This window comes from Haloarcula sp. MBLA0163, assembly GCF_055632435.1.
Map to the genome: position 1 here is coordinate 1,290,357 of NZ_CM145745.1, position 18,413 is coordinate 1,308,769.

18 protein-coding genes are annotated in these 18,413 nt (G+C 69.6%); 13 read left to right on the forward strand and 5 right to left on the reverse strand.

What is annotated here, in order from left to right; all coding sequences use genetic code 11:
• The first annotated feature begins 19 nt into the window (after positions 1-19).
• The 5 genes from ACV7GQ_RS06890 (at position 20) to ACV7GQ_RS06910 (ending at position 5,487) form a co-directional block, all read left to right on the forward strand.
• Complete coding sequence (locus tag ACV7GQ_RS06890) at positions 20-652, forward strand: YIP1 family protein (RefSeq protein WP_470312780.1); 633 nt, start codon at positions 20-22, stop codon at positions 650-652.
• Between the two features lie 24 nt (positions 653-676).
• Complete coding sequence (locus ACV7GQ_RS06895; RefSeq protein ID WP_470312781.1) at positions 677-940, forward strand: hypothetical protein; 264 nt, start codon at positions 677-679, stop codon at positions 938-940.
• 65 nt (positions 941-1,005) lie between these two features.
• Complete coding sequence (locus ACV7GQ_RS06900) at positions 1,006-3,225, forward strand: DHH family phosphoesterase (protein ID WP_470312782.1); 2,220 nt, start codon at positions 1,006-1,008, stop codon at positions 3,223-3,225.
• A 42-nt stretch (positions 3,226-3,267) separates the two neighbouring features.
• Complete coding sequence (locus ACV7GQ_RS06905) at positions 3,268-3,762, forward strand: cupin domain-containing protein (protein WP_470312783.1); 495 nt, start codon at positions 3,268-3,270, stop codon at positions 3,760-3,762.
• A gap of 60 nt (positions 3,763-3,822) precedes the next feature.
• A complete protein-coding gene (locus ACV7GQ_RS06910; RefSeq protein ID WP_470312784.1) occupies positions 3,823-5,487 on the forward strand; it encodes a tRNA uridine(34) 5-carboxymethylaminomethyl modification radical SAM/GNAT enzyme Elp3 in 1,665 nt (554 codons plus the stop codon).
• Between the two features lie 102 nt (positions 5,488-5,589).
• Here the strand turns inward: ACV7GQ_RS06910 and ACV7GQ_RS06915 are convergent, their stop codons facing one another.
• The gene (locus ACV7GQ_RS06915; RefSeq protein WP_470312785.1) at positions 5,590-5,961 is read right to left on the reverse strand and encodes a DUF7994 family protein; all 372 of its coding nucleotides are present in this window, start codon (positions 5,959-5,961) and stop codon (positions 5,590-5,592) included.
• 62 nt (positions 5,962-6,023) lie between these two features.
• On the opposite strand from ACV7GQ_RS06915, the gene ACV7GQ_RS06920 reads away from it, so the two are divergent.
• Positions 6,024-6,485, forward strand: coding sequence for an SRPBCC family protein (locus ACV7GQ_RS06920; protein WP_470312786.1), 462 nt, complete (start codon positions 6,024-6,026; stop codon positions 6,483-6,485).
• Positions 6,486-6,512: 27 nt separating this feature from the next.
• On the opposite strand, the gene ACV7GQ_RS06925 is transcribed toward ACV7GQ_RS06920, so the two are convergent.
• Positions 6,513-7,166 carry a hypothetical protein gene (locus ACV7GQ_RS06925; protein WP_470312787.1) on the reverse strand — a complete coding sequence of 218 codons (654 nt, stop codon included), beginning with the start codon at positions 7,164-7,166 and terminating at the stop codon, positions 6,513-6,515.
• A 69-nt stretch (positions 7,167-7,235) separates the two neighbouring features.
• Complete coding sequence (locus ACV7GQ_RS06930; protein ID WP_470312788.1) at positions 7,236-8,057, reverse strand: hypothetical protein; 822 nt, start codon at positions 8,055-8,057, stop codon at positions 7,236-7,238.
• 205 nt (positions 8,058-8,262) lie between these two features.
• Between ACV7GQ_RS06930 and ACV7GQ_RS06935 the strand changes: the two genes are divergently transcribed.
• The 7 genes from ACV7GQ_RS06935 to ACV7GQ_RS06965 all read left to right on the forward strand — a co-directional run bounded on the left by ACV7GQ_RS06935 (position 8,263) and on the right by ACV7GQ_RS06965 (position 16,408).
• On the forward strand, positions 8,263-8,973 hold the full coding sequence (locus tag ACV7GQ_RS06935; RefSeq protein WP_470312789.1) for an MBL fold metallo-hydrolase: 711 nt from the start codon (positions 8,263-8,265) through the stop codon (positions 8,971-8,973).
• 68 nt (positions 8,974-9,041) lie between these two features.
• A complete protein-coding gene (locus ACV7GQ_RS06940) occupies positions 9,042-10,079 on the forward strand; it encodes an NAD(P)/FAD-dependent oxidoreductase (protein WP_470312790.1) in 1,038 nt (345 codons plus the stop codon).
• A 59-nt stretch (positions 10,080-10,138) separates the two neighbouring features.
• A complete protein-coding gene (gene rqcH / locus ACV7GQ_RS06945; RefSeq protein WP_470312791.1) occupies positions 10,139-12,280 on the forward strand; it encodes a ribosome rescue protein RqcH in 2,142 nt (713 codons plus the stop codon).
• A gap of 106 nt (positions 12,281-12,386) precedes the next feature.
• A complete protein-coding gene (locus tag ACV7GQ_RS06950) occupies positions 12,387-13,088 on the forward strand; it encodes a DUF4013 domain-containing protein (RefSeq protein WP_470312792.1) in 702 nt (233 codons plus the stop codon).
• A 219-nt stretch (positions 13,089-13,307) separates the two neighbouring features.
• The gene (locus tag ACV7GQ_RS06955) at positions 13,308-14,030 is read left to right on the forward strand and encodes a DUF4013 domain-containing protein (protein ID WP_470312793.1); all 723 of its coding nucleotides are present in this window, start codon (positions 13,308-13,310) and stop codon (positions 14,028-14,030) included.
• A 39-nt stretch (positions 14,031-14,069) separates the two neighbouring features.
• Positions 14,070-15,137 carry an mRNA surveillance protein pelota gene (locus tag ACV7GQ_RS06960; RefSeq protein ID WP_470312794.1) on the forward strand — a complete coding sequence of 356 codons (1,068 nt, stop codon included), beginning with the start codon at positions 14,070-14,072 and terminating at the stop codon, positions 15,135-15,137.
• 113 nt (positions 15,138-15,250) lie between these two features.
• Positions 15,251-16,408: a sensor histidine kinase gene (locus ACV7GQ_RS06965; protein ID WP_470312795.1), complete on the forward strand. Its 1,158-nt coding sequence runs from the start codon at positions 15,251-15,253 to the stop codon at positions 16,406-16,408.
• A 1-nt stretch (position 16,409) separates the two neighbouring features.
• On the opposite strand, the gene ACV7GQ_RS06970 is transcribed toward ACV7GQ_RS06965, so the two are convergent.
• Together ACV7GQ_RS06970 and ACV7GQ_RS06975 are read right to left on the reverse strand one after the other, a co-directional pair.
• Positions 16,410-17,168: an MBL fold metallo-hydrolase gene (locus tag ACV7GQ_RS06970; RefSeq protein WP_470312796.1), complete on the reverse strand. Its 759-nt coding sequence runs from the start codon at positions 17,166-17,168 to the stop codon at positions 16,410-16,412.
• Between the two features lie 327 nt (positions 17,169-17,495).
• Positions 17,496-18,293 carry an ArsR/SmtB family transcription factor gene (locus ACV7GQ_RS06975; RefSeq protein ID WP_470312797.1) on the reverse strand — a complete coding sequence of 266 codons (798 nt, stop codon included), beginning with the start codon at positions 18,291-18,293 and terminating at the stop codon, positions 17,496-17,498.
• Between the last annotated feature and the right edge of the window lie 120 nt (positions 18,294-18,413).

Consider the following 18,413-nt stretch of genomic DNA (forward strand, 5'->3'; position numbering starts at 1 on the left):
CCAGTCGCTACACCGAGTCGTGACACAGTGGGTCGAGAACCCGACGGGCGGGCGCGACAGGGGGCCGAGTGCGCTGGTGCGCGCGTGGGCCGAGGTGCTGGTCCGCCCGCGGCGGTTCTTCCGGACCGGCGTCGCCCCCGGCGACCAGGCGCCGGGGCTCGTGTTCGCGGCGGTCATCGTCCTCCTCGAGGAGGCCAGCCGGTTCCTCGTCGTCGACCTCGCGCGCCGCGGCCTCGTCTCGACGGGGCCGTTCCCGTACCCCGCCATCGGCGATTTCACGCCGGGTATCGCGGTCCTGGCGCTGCTCGGTATCGTCGTCTTCGTCGCGCCGGCGACGGTCCACCTGACGGCGGCGCTCCAGACGCTCCTCTTGATGCCGATTGCGCCGAACCGCGGCGGCGTCAGCGAGACGGTGCAGGTCATGTGCTACGCGATGGCGCCGTGTCTGCTGGCCGGCCTGCCGTCGCCGGAGCTCCGCGTCCTCGTCACGGCCTGGGGGGCGGCGCTGTACGTCGTCGGGACGGCTGTCGTCCACGACCTGCGCGTCGGCGTCGCGGCCGCCGTAGCCGCCCTTCCCGCCGCCATCGTCTTCGGCTACGGGTTCCGGGGGTTCGACGCGGCCCTCCGCCTGCTCGCGAGGAGTGGGTTTTAGGCGTCCGCCGCGCGCAGTGCCGGCATGCTCAGTCTCGACATCGAGCAGTTCATGCTCGAACTGAAAGACGGCGCGTTCAAGAACGTCGGTCCGTCGAACAAGCAGGCGACGGTCAAGATGTACGACGTCGAGGGCGTCGACGTTCGGGAGTACGGCGACAAGCGCGTGAAACTCGCCTTCGAGGACGACCAGGGCAGCGAGATAGAGGTCGCGCTGTTCCCGGAACAGGCCAGAGCGGTCGCTGAGGGGCTCGAGCTGCTCGAATCCGAGAGCGAGATGTTCGACTGAGAAGGGTCGACACGCTCGCGCGTAATTCGACAACCGTTTTAGGCCCGAAGCGCTTCGTCCGGGCAATGGGTTCGTGTATCATTTGCGGCACGTCTGTCGAAGGACGCATCTGTGACCTCCACGAGGAGGATGCCGTATTCGAGTTCAGAGGCACCAGTCCCGACCAGCTATCGGTCGGTCGATACTACCGCGGCAGCGTCGACGGCTTCGCCGAGTTCGGCGTCTTCGTCGACATCGGTGACAGCGTCACCGGGCTCCTCCACCGGAGCGAACTGGACCGCCGCCTCGACTCCCTCGACTGGGACTCGGGCGACGAGGTGTTCGTGCAGGTGAAGAACGTCCGCGACAACGGCAACGTGGACCTCGGCTGGTCCATCCGCCAGTCCGAGCGCGAGTTCCGCGGCGTCCTCGTCGACGACCCCGACGTGGGCCACTCGACGCTCCTCGAGGACGAGGACGAGGAGACCGCAGAACAGTCGGGAAACGCTGACGGGGACGAGGGGCCGCCTCAGTCCCCCGACGCTGACGACACGGCAGAACCGACAGGCGACGACGCGGCGACCGCGGACACCGAGCCGAGCGCCGAGACGTCCGCCGGCGCAGTCAGCCAGACCGGCGACGCGGACCGCGTGAACGGCGCGGGGACGGTCGGCCAGCCGAGCGACGACACCGAGGCGACCGCCGACGCCGAGAGCGTCTCGTCGAGCGGCGGTGCGGCCGCCGTCGTCGAAGCCGAGGACGAGGACGCCGAGGCGGACACCGAGGACGCGGCGGCCGAAGCGCCGCCCGTCGTCGCCGTCGCCGCCCTCGACGACCACGTCGGCGAGGACGTCCGGCTGGAGGGCGAGGTCGTCGGGGTCCGCCAGACCTCGGGCCCCACCGTCTTCGAACTGCAGGACGAGACCGGCACCGTCGACTGCGCGGCCTTCGTCGAGGCCGGCGTCCGCGCGTACCCGGACGTCGAGGAGGGCGACGTCGCCCGGTTCGAGGGCGAGGTCCGCCGCCGCCGCGGCGAGATTCAGGTCGAGACCGAGGCCCTCACGGTCCTCGAAGCGGACGAGCGCGACGCCGTCGAACAGCGACTGGCCGACGCGCTGGACGACGAGGCACGCCCCGACGCCGTCGACCCGCTGACGGACGACTCGACGGTCGAGGCGCTCTCCGAGGACCTCGTCGAGGCGGCCACCCACATCCGGAAGGCCGTCCTCACGGACCGTCCGGTCATCGTCCGGCACGCCAACACCGCCGACGGCTACCTCGCCGGGAGCGCGCTCGAGCGCGCGACCCTGCCGCTGGTCACCGACCAGCACCGACGGTCGGACGCCCAGTACCACTACTTCGACCGGCGCCCGCTCGAGGGCGGCGTCTACGACATGGACGACGCCACGAAGGACACGACGACGATGCTCGACAACCGCGCGCGCCACGACGAGACGCTGCCGCTGTTCGTCTTCGTCGCCGCCGGCGGTACGCGCGAGAGCCTCGACGGCTTCGAGCTCCTGAACGTCTACGGCGCGCCGACCGTCGTCATCGACGACATCGACGTCGACGGGGCCGTGACCGACGCCGTGGACGCCGTCGTCTCGCCGAGTCTGGCCGACGCGCCGGACACCACGGCGACGGCGCTGGCCGCGAACGTCGCCGCCCACGTCAACGACGACGTGCGCGGGGACCTCCTGCACCTGCCGGCCGTGAGCGTCTGGGAGGACGCCCCCGAGTCGTACCTCGAGGCGGCCAGCGAGGCCGGCTACGACGAGACGGCCGTCACGCAGCTGCGCGAGGCCGTCGCGCTGGAGGCGTACTACCAGTCCTACGAGGACAAGCGCGAGCTCATCACCGACCTCGTGTTCGGCGACGACGAGGACGACGTGGGCGGCCTCGCCGGCCACGTCGCCGAGCAGTTCCGCGAGAAGGTCGACACCGAGGTCTCGACGGCCCGCGCGAACGTCGACGTCCAGACCGTCGGCGACAGCGAGATAGCCGTCCTCGACACCGACGCGTTCTCCCACCAGTACGAGTTCCCGCCGGAGACGCTCCTGCTGGACGAACTCCACCGCGAGATGCGCGACGATGTCGACGCCGTCGTCGGCGTCGCGACGGACACGCTGTACGTCCGCACGGACGCCGACGTGGACCTCCACGACCTGACCGACGCCGTCGCGGAGGCGGTGCCGGAGGGTGGCGTCGCCACCCGCAGCGTCCGCGAGGGCTCCATCCGCTACCTGGCCGGCGAACAGACGGCCGTCCTCGACGCGACGCTCGCCGCGCTCAGCGACGACCTGTAACGACGGCGAGACTTTTTCACCGGGGCGGTCGGAGGGCCGACCATGCCCGACGGCCCCGTCAACGTCGACGACGTCGAGTGGACCGACTACGACCACGGCCAGCGCGCGTTCAGGCGCAAGCAGCTCGCCCCCGCCGCCGGCGGCGAGGAGCTCGGTGCGAGCCTCTACGACATCTCGGCCGGCAAACGGCTGTGGCTCCGTCACTACCACGAGGGCAACGAGGAGGCCATCCTCGTACAGGCGGGGAGCGGGACGCTGTGGCTCGGTCCCGACGCCGAGGAACACGCCCTCGAACCCGGCGACTACGTCGCGCTCCCGGCCGGGGAGGCGTCGGCTCACGAGATCGAGGCCGGCGACGACGGGCTCCGCCTGTTGATGGTCTCCACCATGCAGGAACCGGACATCACCGTCTACCCCGACAAGGACATGGTGGGGCTGTACGCCGGCGCGGCTCCCGGCGGCGACAGCGACGACCGGAGCATCTCGACGTATCTGGACCTGCACGCCGAGATGGCCTACTGGGACGACGAGCCCTGACTCGCCGCGCGGGCGAGCGACACGCTTATTCGCCCGAGACGACGAGAACGGACAACAGCGATGAGCACGGAGACGCCGGACCCGGAGGAGACGGAGGCCTTCCAGCAGGTGTGTGCGGAGCTGGTCGACCGCATCCTCGCCGGCGAGGTGGAACGCGACGAGGTGGAGTCGGCGAAGATAGACGTCTGCCGGGAGTTCTCGGCCCCGAAGGTACCCCAGAACTCCGAGCTGCTCGACTACGCTCCGCAGGAACACCGTGAGGTGCTGGAGGAGGTGCTCCAGCGGAAACCCGTGCGCACGGCCTCGGGCGTCTCGCCCATCGCCATCATGACCTCGCCCGAGCGGTGTCCCCACGGGAAGTGCCTCTACTGTCCCGGGGGCCCGGACTCGGAGTTCTCCTCGGCGCAGTCCTACACCGGCCACGAACCGGCCGCGGCCCGCGGCGAGCAGAACGACTACGACCCCTACGGGCAGGTCACGCTGCGGCTGAACCAGCTCCGAGAGATCGGTCATCCCGTGGACAAGGCCGAACTCATCGTCATGGGCGGGACGATGACCGCCCGGAGCCACGACTACCAGGAGTGGTTCGTCAAGCGCGCTCTGGAGGCGATGAACGACTTCGACGTCGACGCCGACCCACAGCCGGCGGAGGAGGTCAGCTTCGCACAGGACCCCGACGAGTACGAGTTCCGCTACCTCGAGGACGTCATCGCGGAGAACGAGACGGCCGACGTGCGCAACGTCGCCACGACGTTCGAGACCAAGCCGGACTGGTGTGACCCCGAGCAGATAGACCGGATGCTGGACCTGGGCGGGACGAAGGTCGAGGTGGGCGTCCAGACCACGTTCGAGCGCATCAACCGCGAGATGCACCGCGGCCACGGCGTCCAGGCGAGCATCGACGCCAACCGGCGCCTGCGCGACTCGGCGTTCAAGGTCGGCTTCCACATGATGCCCGGCCAGCCCGGCATGTCCAAGGAGATGTGTCTGGAGGACTTCCGGCGCATCTTCTCCGAGTCCCGGTGGAAGCCGGACTACCTCAAGATCTACCCGACGCTCGTGGTCCCGGGAACGGTCACCTACGACTGGTGGCAGAAAGAGGAGTTCGACCCGCTGGACAACCAGGAGGCGGCCGAACTCGTCGCCGAGATCAAGGACATGATTCCCCGCTACACCCGGCTCCAGCGGGTCCAGCGGGACATCCCGGCGGACTTCATCGAGGGCGGCGTCTGGAAGTCGAACCTCCGGCAGCTGGCCTGGAAGGAGATGGAGAAACACGGCTGGACCTGCGACTGTATCCGCTGTCGCGAGGCCGGCCACAGCGACGAGGTCGCCGAGGAAGTCGACCTCGACGTGTTGACCTACGAGGCCTGCGGCGGCACGGAGCACTTCATCTCCTTCGAGGACTTCGAGAACGACGTCCTCGTCGGCTTCTGTCGCCTGCGGTTCCCGAACGACCCGGTACGCCGGGAACTGCAGGACGCCGCGCTGGTCCGGGAGCTCCACGTCTACGGGAATGCCGTCGGCCTCGGCCAGTCGGCGGGCGACGACGACCACCAGCACAAGGGGTACGGGAAGCGTCTGCTGAGGAAGGCGGAGGAACTGGCCCGGGACGCCGGGTTCTCGAAGATAGCGGTCATCTCAGGCATCGGCGTCCGCGAGTACTACCGGGACAAACTCGACTACGTGCAGGACGGCCCGTACGTCTCGAAGCGGCTGGAGTAGGGTCGCGCTCTCGGCCGCGTCCTCGTTCTCAGGACCGCAAATGAACGCTACCGGAGCCGATGGCGACCGATGTGTCTAACGCCTTGCAGCGTGTGGCGAGACTCACAGCCGCCCGTGTGTCTCGGCGAGACCGACGACGCCGAACAGCACCGCGCTCAGGCCGCCCAGAACGACCAGCGCCGTGTAGACGGTGCCCTCGGTGCTGGCCGGGGTCCGCCAGAGGCCGCCGAAGATGGCGAGGCCCACCGCGATGTCGCCGAGGCCGCTGCAGTCCTGTCCCTCGACCGTTCGCCCGCCGACCCGCAGGACACGCTCCGTCGCGGCGGCGAGGAACAGGCACCCGGCGACGGCGAGGAAACCGACGAACGCCGTGGGCCCGACGCCGGCGGTCAGGGCCGCCGGCCCGAAGACGACCCCGAGAAGCGCCAGGCCGGCGAAACAGCACAGCGCGGCCAGCAGGTTCAGATAGTTCACCACGCTCGCCTTCGGCCGCGAGCCGGAAATCCGATGCGGCTCCGGGTCGGAGCCTCGGGGTGATGCCGCGTATCCACCGCGAGACCCGCATCGACGCGCCGCGCGAGCGGGTGTTCGACCTCGCGCGCCACGTCGAGGCCCACGTCGCGACGATGCCGAACGAGGAGGCGGTCCGCGGGACCGGACTGCTCGGCCCCGGCGACGTGGTGACGTTCCGGGCACCGCAGTTCGGTGTCCCGTTCGAACTCACCGCCGAGGTGGTCGCGTTCGAGCCACCGCGGCGGTTCCGCGACGTCCAGCGGGACGGCGTGTTCGGGTCGCTCTCGCACGACCACACCTTCGCGACCGACGACGGCGGCACCGTGATGACCGACGACGTGCGCTTCGCGATGCCGTTCGGCCCGCTCGGTCGGCTCGGAGCGCCGGTCGCACGCCGGCGACTCGAGCGACTCGTCGACTACCACGCGACGGCGCTGAAAGCACTGGCGGAGGGCGACGAGTGGCGGACGTTCCTCGACGACTGAGTCGCGGCCCTCGGCGAGTGCTCGCGCCTATCGGGGCTGGACCGACCGACTGACCCGTTCGCAGACGGCGTCGTACGTGTCCGGACAGGGGTCGCCCGCGTCGACGGCGGTCCGGACCTCTATCTCGTAGGTGTCGCCCGCGCTCGGGATGTCGAAGACCCACGCGACGGCCGTGTCGTCGGTCCGGCGGACGGCGACCGCTCGCTCGTCGCCGTCGTGCGCGACGGTCCCGCCCGCCTCCCAGCCGTCTCGCCGGGCGTACCGTTCGCCGACGTCCGCGCCGTCGACGGGGCCGCGCTGGGTGACCCGGAGCGTCTGCTCGTACCCTCCGTCCTCGGTCGCGGCGTAACCGATGGCGGTCACGACCTCGCCGTCGTCGGCGCGCTCCTCGAACACCGCGCCGGCCATCGGATAGGCGAACGTCGCCACGAGGGGCCGGTCGCCCGGGTCGTAGCGCTGGTCCGTGTCGCCGAACGCGGCTGCACAGGACCCCGCCAGACTGGTGTCCCCGCTGGCGTCGCCACCGCCCGTCGGCAGCGCGTCGGTACCGTCCTGTGCCGTCGTCGGCGTCCCGTCCGGGTCGTCGCCGAGACAACCGGCTACCACCGTCGCCACCCCGCCGGCCGCGAGGGCGGCGAGGAACCGCCGTCGACCCACGGGCCCCTGCTTCGTCCGGTGCATGCCTACCAGACGGCCACGCGAGGACTTAAACCCCTCTCGGGGCGAGAGAGAGTCTCTCAGTGTGTCCTGTCACCGCCGATTGCGTTCGGCGACGCTGCTGTTCAGGAGCTCCTCGGCCAGCACGTCGACGCCCAGCTCGTCCTCGCCGGGGGTCGCCGTCGTCTCGAACCCGGCTGGTTCGGCGGGCGGGCCACCGCGACTCCCTCGTGGCGGCGGGCCGTGTGCGTAGACGCCGCCGGGGTTCGGCAGGGTCCAGACGTGCATCATACAGGGGGTTCGGCACGGCAGGCGGAACCCGGTGTCGGCGCCGTCGCCCCACACCTGCTGGTACTTCCACCACGCGTACCGCCCGGGCAGGCCGACGTGGTGGTGCCACGGTGAACAGCGGGCCTCGCCGTCGCCCTCGCCGTACACCGTGGGCGGGTCGTCGACTTGTGTCCCGCCGCGCGTCGCCACGAACATCACCCCGAGAGGGCGCCACCACTTGTTGTCGACCATTATCGCTGCCGGGCGGGTCGCGTCGAGTATCGAGTCGTCGCCGATGTACCGTGGGTTCAGCCAGTGGGACCAGCCGCCCTCGTCGCCGTCCGTCAGGAGGTCGAAGTACGGGACGAACCCGTCCTCGAGGAGGGCACCGACCGTGTCGAAGTCGGTGTCCAGCGCCGCGGCGGCCTCGTCGCGGAGTTCCTTCGTCCGAGGGTGGTCGTCGGCGCACCCGGCCGTCGTGGCGTCCTCGCAGTCACGCATCGCCGGTCGCGTCGTGGCGTCGGGACAGTCACGCGTGAACGAGAGGCCACCGGTCGACCCCGCGCCCGAGAGGCCGAGGACACCGCCCGAGGACCGGAGGACGTCGCGCCGGGAGAGCGACCCGGACGTCTGTTCGTCGGTCATGTGTCGTGGTCTCACAGGCCACGATTCAATAAACAATCAGCGGCTATCGCTCGCCCGCCGTCGATAAGGCCGGCTTATCGGGTCGTTCTGCGCGTCGGTTCCCGGTCGACCCCGGGGCCGTTCGCAGCCGTGGGTGCCCGTGTCACGGTAGGGACAGACACACACGATTCCGTGCCGTTTTGCTCGTCCGGGCTCTGTCTAGGGTATGGTCCGTCGTCTCTGCGAGGGCGTGTGGCTCCTCGAACTCGGGCTGATTCCGCCGTTGGCCTCCAACGCCTACCTCGTCGACGAGAGCGCGTTCGGCGTCGAGAGCGACGCCCTCACGCTGGTCGACACCGGCCTCTGGTGGAACGAACCCACCATCGTCGACGAACTGGACGCCGTCGGGTTCGGCCCCGCCGACCTCGACAGGGTCCTGCTGACGCACTACGACCTCGACCACGTCGGCGGGCTGAACCGGCTGGTCCCCGAGTTCGACGGCCCGGTCGCCGTCGGGAGCGACGACCTGGAACTGCTCTCCGGACGCGTGTCCCCACGACTGCTCCACCACAAGGGGCTGTTCCACCGGGCGAGCCGACGGCTGTTCCCGCTGCCCGACCTCGCGCTGGAACCGGTGGAGGACGGCGACGCCATCGGCGGGTTCACCGCATACCACACGCCGGGACACAACCCGGGCCACGTCGTCTACCACCACGCGGCGGCCTCGACGGCGTTCCTCGGTGACCTCGTCTGGGAGGACGACGGCGGTCTGACGACCCCCTTCTGGGGCGACTCCTACGACATGGACCGGCTCCGTCGGAGCGTCGCGGACCTCTCGGCGCGGATTCCGCCGTTCGAAGTCGCGGCGATGGGCCACGGCGACCCGCTGGTCGCGGACGGCGACGACGCGCTCCGAGCCCTCGCTGGCCGGGTCTAACCGAGCGACGGCGCCTCCCTCTCCCGCGCGGGGGTGGTTATTTACTCGCGCCGACCCTCCGTTCGGGTATGACAACGACGTTGGCAATCGTCGGCGCCGGAGCGGCCGGGGCCGCGGCCGCGTACGCCCTCCGGGACGCGCCCGTCCAGGTGACGGTCCTGGAGAAGAGCCGCGGCGTCTGCGGCCGGGCCGCTACGCGGCGCAAGGACGACTGCACCTACGAGTACGGGGCGAACTACCTCAAGGACGACGACGCCCGCGTCACGGAACTGGTGACCGAGACGCTGCCGACCGACGGCCTCGTCGACGTCGCGGACCCGATCTACGCCTTCGAGCGCGGCGGCGGCATCCACGAGGGCCGGGACGCGGACGACCACAAGTGGACCTACGAGGCCGGCATCACGCAACTCGCGAAGCGCCTGTTCGCCGAGACGGACGCGGCGGTCCACAACGGCGTCCGCGTCGAGACGCTCGACCGGACGGACGACGGGTGGCGAATCGCCGACGCCGACCAGACGGACCACGGGGCGTTCGACGCCGTCCTCCTCACGCCGCCGGCCCCCCAGACGGCCGACCTCCTCGGACAGGCGCGGTGGGACCACGACGACTGCCGGGGCTTCCGACAGGCCATCGCCTCGGTGCCGTATCGGACCGTCGTCACGGGGGTCTTCCACTACCCGTTCGAGCTCGACGTCCCGTGGTACGGCGCGGTCAACACCGACAAGGACCACGACGTCGGGTGGGTCGCCCGCGAGGAGTGCAAGGACGGGCACGTCCCCGACGGGGAGTCGCTGCTGGTGGTCCAGATGAACGAGCGGTGGTCGGTCGCCAACTACGACGAACACCCCGACCGGCTGCTCTCGGCCATCGCCGAGCGCACCGCGCGGCTGGTGGACGACGAGCGACTCACCGACCCCGACTGGACGGACTACCAGCACTGGCGGTACGCCCAGCCGGAGGCGACCGTCGACCACGCCGAACTGGCGGACGCCTCGGCCCACGACCTCTACTTCGCCGGCGACTGGGTCGCCGACGAGCCGCGCCTGCACGCGGCGGTGCGGAACGGACTCGAGACCGGCGCGGCCATCGCCGACGAACTCGCCTGACCGGCCCCCTCGTCCGCCGGTCCCGACAGGCCTTTGCGTCGGCGCCGACAGCCACCGACATGGACACGAAGCGGGAGCTGACGAGCGTCGACCTCGCGGCCCTCGAGGGCGAACTCGCCGACTACGAGGGCGCGAAACTCGACAAGGCGTACCTCTACGCCGAGGACGACCTCGTCCGACTGAAGATGCGGGACTTCGACCGCGGGCGGGTGGAGTTCATCGTCGAGGTCGGTGACGTCAAGCGCGCTCACGTCGCGGCGGCCGAACACGTCCCGGACGCCCCGGGCCGACCGCCGGACTTCGCGATGATGCTCCGGAACCGCCTGTCGGGGGCGGACCTCGTCCGCGTCGAGCAGTTCGAGTTCGACCGCATCATCGAACTGGAGTTCGACCGGGAGGACGGGTCGACGACCATCGTCGCGGAGCTGTTCGGGGACGGCAACGTCGCCGTGCTGGACGAGTACGGCGAGGTCATCGACTGTCTGGAGACGGTGCGGCTGAAGTCACGCACCGTCGCGCCCGGGACGCCCTACGAGTTCCCGTCGGCGCGGTTCAACCCCCTGACCGTCGACTACGAGGGGTTCGTCGCCCGCATCCGCGACTCCGACTCGGACATCGTCCGCACGCTGGCGACCCAGCTCAACTTCGGTGGCCTCTACGGCGAGGAACTGTGTACGCGGGCGGACATCGACTACAACGTCCCGGTCGAGGACGTCACCGACGAGCAACTCGACCGCCTCTACGACATCGTCTCGGAGCTGGGCACCCGGCTGCGCGAGGGGGACCTCGACCCGCGGGTGTACTACGACACGCCCGAGGGGAGCGAGGACACCGCGGAGAACCGCCAGCGCGTCGACGTCACGCCCATCCCGCTCGAGGAGTACGAACACCGATACAGCGAGCCCTTCGACTCGTTCAACGACGCGCTCGACGACTACTTCTTCAACTTCCAGCGCGAGCAGGAGGTCGAGGGCGGCGAGACCCAGCGGCCGGACTTCGAGGCGGAGATATCGAAGTACGAGCACATCATCCAGCAACAGCAGGGCGCCATCGAGGACTTCGAGGCCGACGCCGAGGCCGAGCGCGAGAAGGCCGAACTGCTGTACGCGCGCTACGACCTCGTCGACGAGGTGCTCTCGACGGTCCAGCAGGCCCGCGCGGACGACGTGCCGTGGGACGAGATAGAGGCCACGTTCGCGGAGGGCGCGGAGCGCGGCATCGAGGCGGCGGCGGCCGTCGTCGGGGTCGACGGGAGCGAGGGGACCGTCACGCTGGAGGTCGACGGGACCCGGGTCACCGTCGACGCCAGCACCGGCGTCGAGAAGAACGCCGACGAGCTGTACCAGGAGGCCAAGCGCATCGAGGGCAAGAAGGAGGGCGCGATGGCGGCCATCGAGGACACGCGGGAGGACCTCGAAGCCGTGAAACAGCGCCGCGAGGAGTGGGAGGCCGACGACACCGACACGGCCCCGGAACCGGACGCGGACGAAGACGAGGCCGACGAACCCACCGACTGGCTCTCGGAACCCTCCATCCCCATCCGGAACAACGAGCAGTGGTACGAGCAGTTCCGCTGGTTCCACACCTCCGACGGCTACCTCGTCATCGGCGGCCGGGACGCCGACGACAACGAGGAGCTCGTCCAGAAGTACTGCGAACGCGGTGACAAGTTCTTCCACGCACAGGCCCACGGCGGCCCGGTCACGGTGCTGAAGGCCACGGGCCCGAGCGAACCCGCGAAGGAGGTCGACTTCCCCGACACCTCGCTGGAGGAAGCCGCGCAGTTCGCCGTCTCGTACTCCTCGGTCTGGAAGGACGGGAAGTTCGCCGGCGACGTGTACATGGTCGACCCGGAGCAGGTGTCGAAGACGCCCGAGAGCGGGGAGTTCCTGGAGAAGGGCGGATTCGCCGTTCGCGGCGACCGCACGTACTTCGAGGACACGCCGGTCGGCGTCGCCGTGGGCATCACCTGCGAGGACCGGACGCATGTCATCGGCGGCCCGCCGGCGGCCATCCGACCGGCGGCAGCGACGAGCATCACCGTCGAACCCGGCCGGTACGCCCAGAACGACATCGCGAAGCGTCTCTACCGGGAGTTCAAGGACCGTTTCGCCGACGAGACGTTCGTCCGGAAGGTCGCCAGCCCCGACCAGATTCAGGAGTTCCTCCCGCCGGGCGGGAGCCGGATGGTCGACGAGTAGCACGGCTCACGCACGTTGATATACTTGCTGGTCGTAGTATAGGATGTAGAGACGCGGGGCGCCGTACGGACAGGACGACACCCCGGCCGTGTCTCGGGAGCCACCAATGTTTCAAGAAGCCCTAAACTACCCACGGAACAGCGACAGCGCACTCAAGAACGTCGTCATCGGCGGCCTGCTACTGGCCTTCAGCTTCCTGCTCGTCCCGACGGTCCTGGTCTTCGGGTACCTGGCCCGGACGCTCCGGAGCGTCATGAACGGCGTCGAGGAACCCCCGGCGTTCGACGACTGGGGTGAGCTGCTCGTCGACGGCCTGAAGGTGTTCGCCATCGGGTTCGTCTACGCCCTTGTGCCCACGGCCATCACCGTCGCGGCGCTGTTCGCCACCGGCGTCACGGCCGGTATCGGCGGGAACAACGGCGGGACGGGACTGGCTATCGGCCTCATCGTCGTCGTGACGGCGCTCCTCGTGACCGTCGTCTCGCTGCTGGTCGCGTACGTGATTCCGGCGGCCGTGGTCGCCTGGGTCCGCACCGACCGCCTCGGCGCGGCGTTCTCGCCCGCCGAACTCCGCCCGATGGCGTTCAGCCGGACCTACGCCACCGGCTGGCTCGTCGCCTTCGGTATCAGCCTCCTGGGCGGTGTCGTCATCGGCCTGCTGAACGTCGTGGTCGTCGGCGCCATCCTCGCCCCGTTCGTCACGTTCTACGCGAACGTCGCGGGGGCCCACGCGGTCGGCTCGGCGGTCCGGGAGATGCCCGCCGTCGAGGAGGGACCCGACGCCCCGGCCAGCCAGCCCGCTGCCTGAGCCGCCGAGCGGACCGGTGACCCGTTTTTCGATGCTACTCATCGTCCAAGTGGCAACCACCCACCACCGAGCGTGGTCGTATGTGGCATGCTACCTGCGGGGTTCTGTCAGCCCGTCTTTATGCCCACGGCGGTCGTACTCCAGTCCGTTACTGCCCCGCTGGACCGACGACGAGAGCGCTCGAACGTGGCGCCGACGGCGGCGGTGACGGTGATACCCATGTTCGAAGACGCACTCAGATTCCCTTGGACGGGCGAGAAGAAAGTCGAGACGTTACTGATTGGCGGCGTGCTGAGTCTGCTGGGCTTCCTGTTCGTCCCGTTACTGTTCGTGTACGGCTACCTCGTGCGCGTCGTCCGGCAGGTGGCGGCGGGCGACACCGACCGACCGCCGGTGTTCGACGACTGGGGCGACCTCCTCGTCGACGGCGTCGTCGCCTTCGTCATCTCGCTGGTGTACCTCCTCGTCCCCGCGATAGCCATCGCCGTCGCGGCGTTCCTGTTCTTCGTGCCGGTAACCGTCGTCGAGGGCGGTGCCGGGCCGCGGGCGGGGCTGTTCGCCGCGGGGGGACTGCTGGTGGCGCTGGTCGCGCTGTCGCTGACGCTGTTGCTGTTGCTCGCCGCCCTGTACCTCTTCCCCGCCGGAGTCGCGGCGTTCGCCCGGACGGGGCGGTTCGGTGCGGCCTTCTCGCCCAGCTCGCTCCGGACCGTCGCCGGGGACCGCCGGTACGCGACCGGGTGGCTCATCTTCGTCGCCATCGGCATCCTGGCACAGATACTCTCCGGCGCCGTCGCGGCTACCGGTGTCGGCGGTCTGCTGGTGCCGTTCGTGCTGTTCTACGGCAACGTGGCCGGGGCCTACGCTATCGGGGCGGGCGTCGCGGACGTCGACCTCCGCGACGAGGCCGACGACGACGCGACGGCGAGTCAGCCCGCAGTGTGAATAGCAGGGCACTTGTGGGCGGGCGGCCCACCACCCGGTATGCAGATCAAGAGCCGGCAGGCCACCGGCGAGGGTCGCGAACGCGTCGAGGTGGTCCCCGAGACGCTCGACGACCTCTGGCACCTCTCGCACGTCGTCGAACCCGGCGACCACGTCTCCGGTGACACCACGCGGCGCATCCAGCGCAACGACGACACCCTCCGCGACAAGGGTGGGGAGCGCGAACCGATGTGGCTGAAGATCGAGGTCACGGACGTCGAGTTCGCGAAGTTCGCCAACCGCCTCAGGGTCGGCGGCGAGATCGTCGACTGCTCCCGCGAGGACCAACTGGGCTTTCACCACACGCTCAACGTCGAGGAACACACCGAACTGACGATCGAGAAGCGCTGGAAACCGGACCAGAACGCGCGGCTGGAGGAGGCCGTCGAGGCCACCGAGAACCCCGACGTGGCCATCGCCACCGTCGAGGAGGGCGAGGCCCACGTCCACACCGTCGCCCAGTACGGCACCGAGGAACGCGCCTCGATAACGTCGACGACGGGGAAAGGGGAGTACGCTCGCCCGCGCGACGAACTGTTCGGCGAACTCGCAGACGTGTTGAAGCGGCAGGACGTGGACGCCTACATCCTCGCCGGGCCCGGCTTCACGAAGCAGGACGCGCTCGACTACTTCGAGGACGAGATTCCGGACATCGCCGCCCAGATCACCGTCGTCGACACGGCCGCGGTCGGCGACCGCGGCGTTCACGAGGTGCTGAAACGCGGCGCCGTCGAGGACGTCCAGCAACAGACCCGCATCGCCGAGGAGGCGGACCTCATCGACGAACTGATGGCCCGCATCGGCGAGGGGAGCGAGGTGGCGTACGGACCAGAGGAAGTGGCCAAAGCCGCCGACTTCGGCGCTATCGAGACGCTGCTGGTCGTCGACGACCGGCTCCGCGAGGAGCGGTCGGGCGACGGTGACTGGGACGTCGACGTCGACCACATCATCGAGACCGCCGAACAGAAGGGCGGGTCAGTGACCGTCTTCTCCGCGGAGTTCGCCCCCGGCCAGCAGCTGTCGAACCTCGGCGGTATCGCCGCCCTGCTTCGCTACCGGCTCGACTGACCCTCGCCGCCGACCCGCCAGCGCCTCGGAGTATCGTATCTTGTAATCGCCCGAAACCGTTTTTCCCTCTCCAACCCAGTAACGGATAGACACACTCCGAGAGGGTGGCCTGGATGGCATTCGAGGAACAACCGGACTTCGCGCGGCAGGTGGCCGACCTGAACAAGTACGGTCAGGCGCTCAATCGCTGTGAGACCGTCGAGGAGGTGGTCTCGCTGACGCTGGAGGCGATGTCGCTGCTCTTCCAGTTCTCCTACTCGACGTTCGTCGAGGTCCGGGACGGCGACCCCCGCGTCGTCCACAGCACGAACCCCCGGTTGGGGGCGGGCGACCAGCCGAGCGACGTCGCGCGTCGCGCACTGACCGCCGGCGAGACGGTCGTCGCGACCGGCGCGGAGGCGGGGATGACCGCCGACTCGGACGTCACTGCCACGCTCGCCGTCCCGACGCAGGTCGGTGGCGAGGTGACGGCGATTCTGGTCACGCGCTCGACCACCGTCGAATCGTTCGGCGAGGAGCAGAGCCGCCCGCTGGAGATTCTGGCCTCTCACGCCGGGACCGCCATCAGCAACATCCGCTCGCGCGAGCGCCTCGAGCGCGCTCGGCAGGACCTGGAGACGCGCAAGGAGATGATAGAGCTGTACGACCGCCTCCTGCGCCACGACCTCGGCAACGACCTCCAGATTATCGCCGGGTTCGCCGACGCCGTCGCCGACGAGGTCGACGGCCAGACCGAGGAGTACGTCGGCAAGATACAGCGGGCGGCCCGGAGCTCCGCCGACCTCATCGAACGGGTGGGGGACCTCGTCTCGACGCTCGAGGCCCAGGAGGAACCGGAACCGCGCGACCTGGGGGCGATACTGGAGACGACCATCGCGGAGGTCGAGGGGAACTACGACAGTCTGTCCGTCGACTTCGACCCGGACGAGTTCGATTACCGAGTGTACGGCGGGGAACTGCTGGACTCCGTGTTCACGAACCTCGTCTCGAACGCCGCCGTCCACAACGAGGGCGACGTCGCGATGCGCGTCTCCCTCGTGGAACGCGGCACCGACGAGGTGGTCGTCGGGTTCGCCGACGACGGGAGCGGCGTCCCCGAGCACCTCCGCGAGGAGATATTCGAGATGGGGGCGAAGGGCCCGGACAGTTCCGGGAGCGGGTTCGGGCTCGGGTTCGTCCGGGCGCTGACCGAGTCCTACGGCGGGAGCGTCGCCGTCGGCGACAGCGAGATGGGCGGGGCCGACTTCCGCGTCACGCTCCAGCGGGTCTGAGTCACCGCTCGTCGACGGTTATGCTGAGGCCGTCTTCTGCGAACCGGACGTCGCCGTCGTAGCGGTCGCCGAGCGACGACAGCATCTCCTCGTGCCGGCCCTCGGTGTGGGGGTAGAGGTGCGTGAGATAGACCCGTCCGAGGTCGGCGTCGGCCCCCGCGAGGGCGTCGCCGAGCGCCGACGGCGTCGGGTGGTTCGACACGTCGACGTCGTCGGGGAAAGAGCAGTCGTGGACGAACACGGCGGCGCCGTCGGCGAACTCGACGAGGTCGGTGAACGCCTCCGAGTCGCCGCTGAACGCGATGGTCGGCCCGCCGGTAGCGGGCGTCACCCGGTAGGCGAGACACTGCATCGAGTGGCGCGTCTCATGGGCGTCGACGTCGAACCCGGCGAGCGAGAACGACCCCTCGACGTCCCGGAGCGTCAGGTCGAGGCGGTCCTGCATGTACTCGTGGACCGAGAGCAGGTCCTCGACGAGCGCCCGCGTGCCGGGCGGCCCGGCTATCGTCAGGTCCGTCTCGCCGGCCAGCCACCGGGCTTTCAGCAGGACGTCGATATCGGAGACGTGGTCCAGGTGGTGGTGGGTCAGGAGGACGGTGTCGACCCCCTCGTAGCCGCGGTCCGTGCGAGCGAGCGCGTCGAGGACGCCGCTCCCGCAGTCGACGAGCAGGGCGTCGTCGCCGCGTTCGACGAGGTAGCCCGACTGCGCGCGGTGCCCGGTCGGCATGGCGCTCCCGGTGCCGAGGAACGTGAGTCGCATACGCGGGACCACCGCTCGGAGGAGCAAAGGTATTGGTGTCGCCAGCGGGGTGGGCGGACGTCGATGGAGGGTGGGGGAGGGGGACCGTTCAGGGCCGCGTCGGCGGAGGGTTGGGGGAGGGGGACCGTTCAGGGCCGCGTCAGCGGAGGGGCGGGCAGCAGTGGCCGCCGACGGGGACCGGTGGGGCGGTGACAGGGGAGCGTGCCACCGGGTCAGGGCGGAGTCGGCTTGACCGGGTCGCCCCGCGACGGCGCAGTTGGTGGTTGTCCCGGGTATATAAAAAGTCCATCTGAGGCTCAAAACGAGTTTTGAGCGACCGGTACCTGGTCAGTACTCGCTGTAGGCGAGCGTCACCGCGACGATGGCGACCACGAGGAGGCCGCCGAGGAAGAAGGCCACCCCCGGTTCGACGTCGAACCCGCCGCCGCTCGCGGCCGTCGTCGCGACCTCCGTCGCCATGTCGAGGGCCTCCGGTTCCTCCGTGGCAACCTCGGTGGGCGTCGGCGTCTCCGTCGCCTCGGCGATGCTGACACCGCCGCCGTCTCCGGACGTCGTCGCCGCCTCCGTCTCCGTCGAGACGGCCGTCGAGGTCGGTGTCGCCTCGGTACTCCGGGCGGCCGCGTCGCCGCCGCCCGACCCGCCACTCTCGGCACCGTCGCCGGAGGCGGCAGTCCCGAACGGGAAGGGGACGTTCCCGAGCAGAATCTGGAGAATCAGGCTCGCCGCCGTCAGGATACCGACGGCCGGCATCAGGCGTTTCACGAGGGACCGGAGCGACCGTTTCCGGTCCTGCGTGCCCACGAACAGCACGAGGGGGTCCTCGGGCGGTTCGTACACCTTCATCTCCTGACCCTTCTCGGAGTACTGCGTGCCGGCGACGGCGATTAACTCCTCGTTTTCGAGCTTCTCGAGGTGGTACGAGACCTTCTGGATGGACATCCCCAGTCGGTCGGCGAGTTCGGAGGGCGTTCCCGGGTTCTCGTAGACGGCGTTGAGTATCTCGCGGGCCGTCTCGGATGAGAGCGCGTCGAGGACGGCCGAGACGTCGTCGTCGACACCGACGATCTGGAGCTCGCCGTCCTGTGACGCACTCGCGTCGGGACCACGCGAGGGCAGCAGGGACATGTCCAACTCACCGAACCCCAGCGTAATGAATCTCGTGGAGACTGCGACGGGAGTTTCACTGTTCCGGCGACCAGCTTAAGACCGTATTACCGCGCCCCTGCCGCCACGATGCCTAACTAT

Coding starts and splice junctions, on each gene's coding strand:
- ACV7GQ_RS06930 (WP_470312788.1), bottom strand. CDS start 8,057: ATGACCGACGAACAGACGTCCGGGTCGCTCTCCCGGCGCGACGTCCTC.
- ACV7GQ_RS06935 (WP_470312789.1), top strand. CDS start 8,263: ATGGTCCGTCGTCTCTGCGAGGGCGTGTGGCTCCTCGAACTCGGGCTG.
- ACV7GQ_RS06925 (WP_470312787.1), bottom strand. CDS start 7,166: ATGCACCGGACGAAGCAGGGGCCCGTGGGTCGACGGCGGTTCCTCGCC.
- rqcH (WP_470312791.1), top strand. CDS start 10,139: ATGGACACGAAGCGGGAGCTGACGAGCGTCGACCTCGCGGCCCTCGAG.
- ACV7GQ_RS06965 (WP_470312795.1), top strand. CDS start 15,251: ATGGCATTCGAGGAACAACCGGACTTCGCGCGGCAGGTGGCCGACCTG.
- ACV7GQ_RS06960 (WP_470312794.1), top strand. CDS start 14,070: ATGCAGATCAAGAGCCGGCAGGCCACCGGCGAGGGTCGCGAACGCGTC.
- ACV7GQ_RS06910 (WP_470312784.1), top strand. CDS start 3,823: ATGAGCACGGAGACGCCGGACCCGGAGGAGACGGAGGCCTTCCAGCAG.
- ACV7GQ_RS06940 (WP_470312790.1), top strand. CDS start 9,042: ATGACAACGACGTTGGCAATCGTCGGCGCCGGAGCGGCCGGGGCCGCG.
- ACV7GQ_RS06975 (WP_470312797.1), bottom strand. CDS start 18,293: ATGTCCCTGCTGCCCTCGCGTGGTCCCGACGCGAGTGCGTCACAGGAC.
- ACV7GQ_RS06905 (WP_470312783.1), top strand. CDS start 3,268: ATGCCCGACGGCCCCGTCAACGTCGACGACGTCGAGTGGACCGACTAC.
- ACV7GQ_RS06920 (WP_470312786.1), top strand. CDS start 6,024: ATGCCGCGTATCCACCGCGAGACCCGCATCGACGCGCCGCGCGAGCGG.
- ACV7GQ_RS06970 (WP_470312796.1), bottom strand. CDS start 17,168: ATGCGACTCACGTTCCTCGGCACCGGGAGCGCCATGCCGACCGGGCAC.
- ACV7GQ_RS06900 (WP_470312782.1), top strand. CDS start 1,006: ATGGGTTCGTGTATCATTTGCGGCACGTCTGTCGAAGGACGCATCTGT.
- ACV7GQ_RS06950 (WP_470312792.1), top strand. CDS start 12,387: ATGTTTCAAGAAGCCCTAAACTACCCACGGAACAGCGACAGCGCACTC.
- ACV7GQ_RS06955 (WP_470312793.1), top strand. CDS start 13,308: ATGTTCGAAGACGCACTCAGATTCCCTTGGACGGGCGAGAAGAAAGTC.
- ACV7GQ_RS06895 (WP_470312781.1), top strand. CDS start 677: ATGCTCAGTCTCGACATCGAGCAGTTCATGCTCGAACTGAAAGACGGC.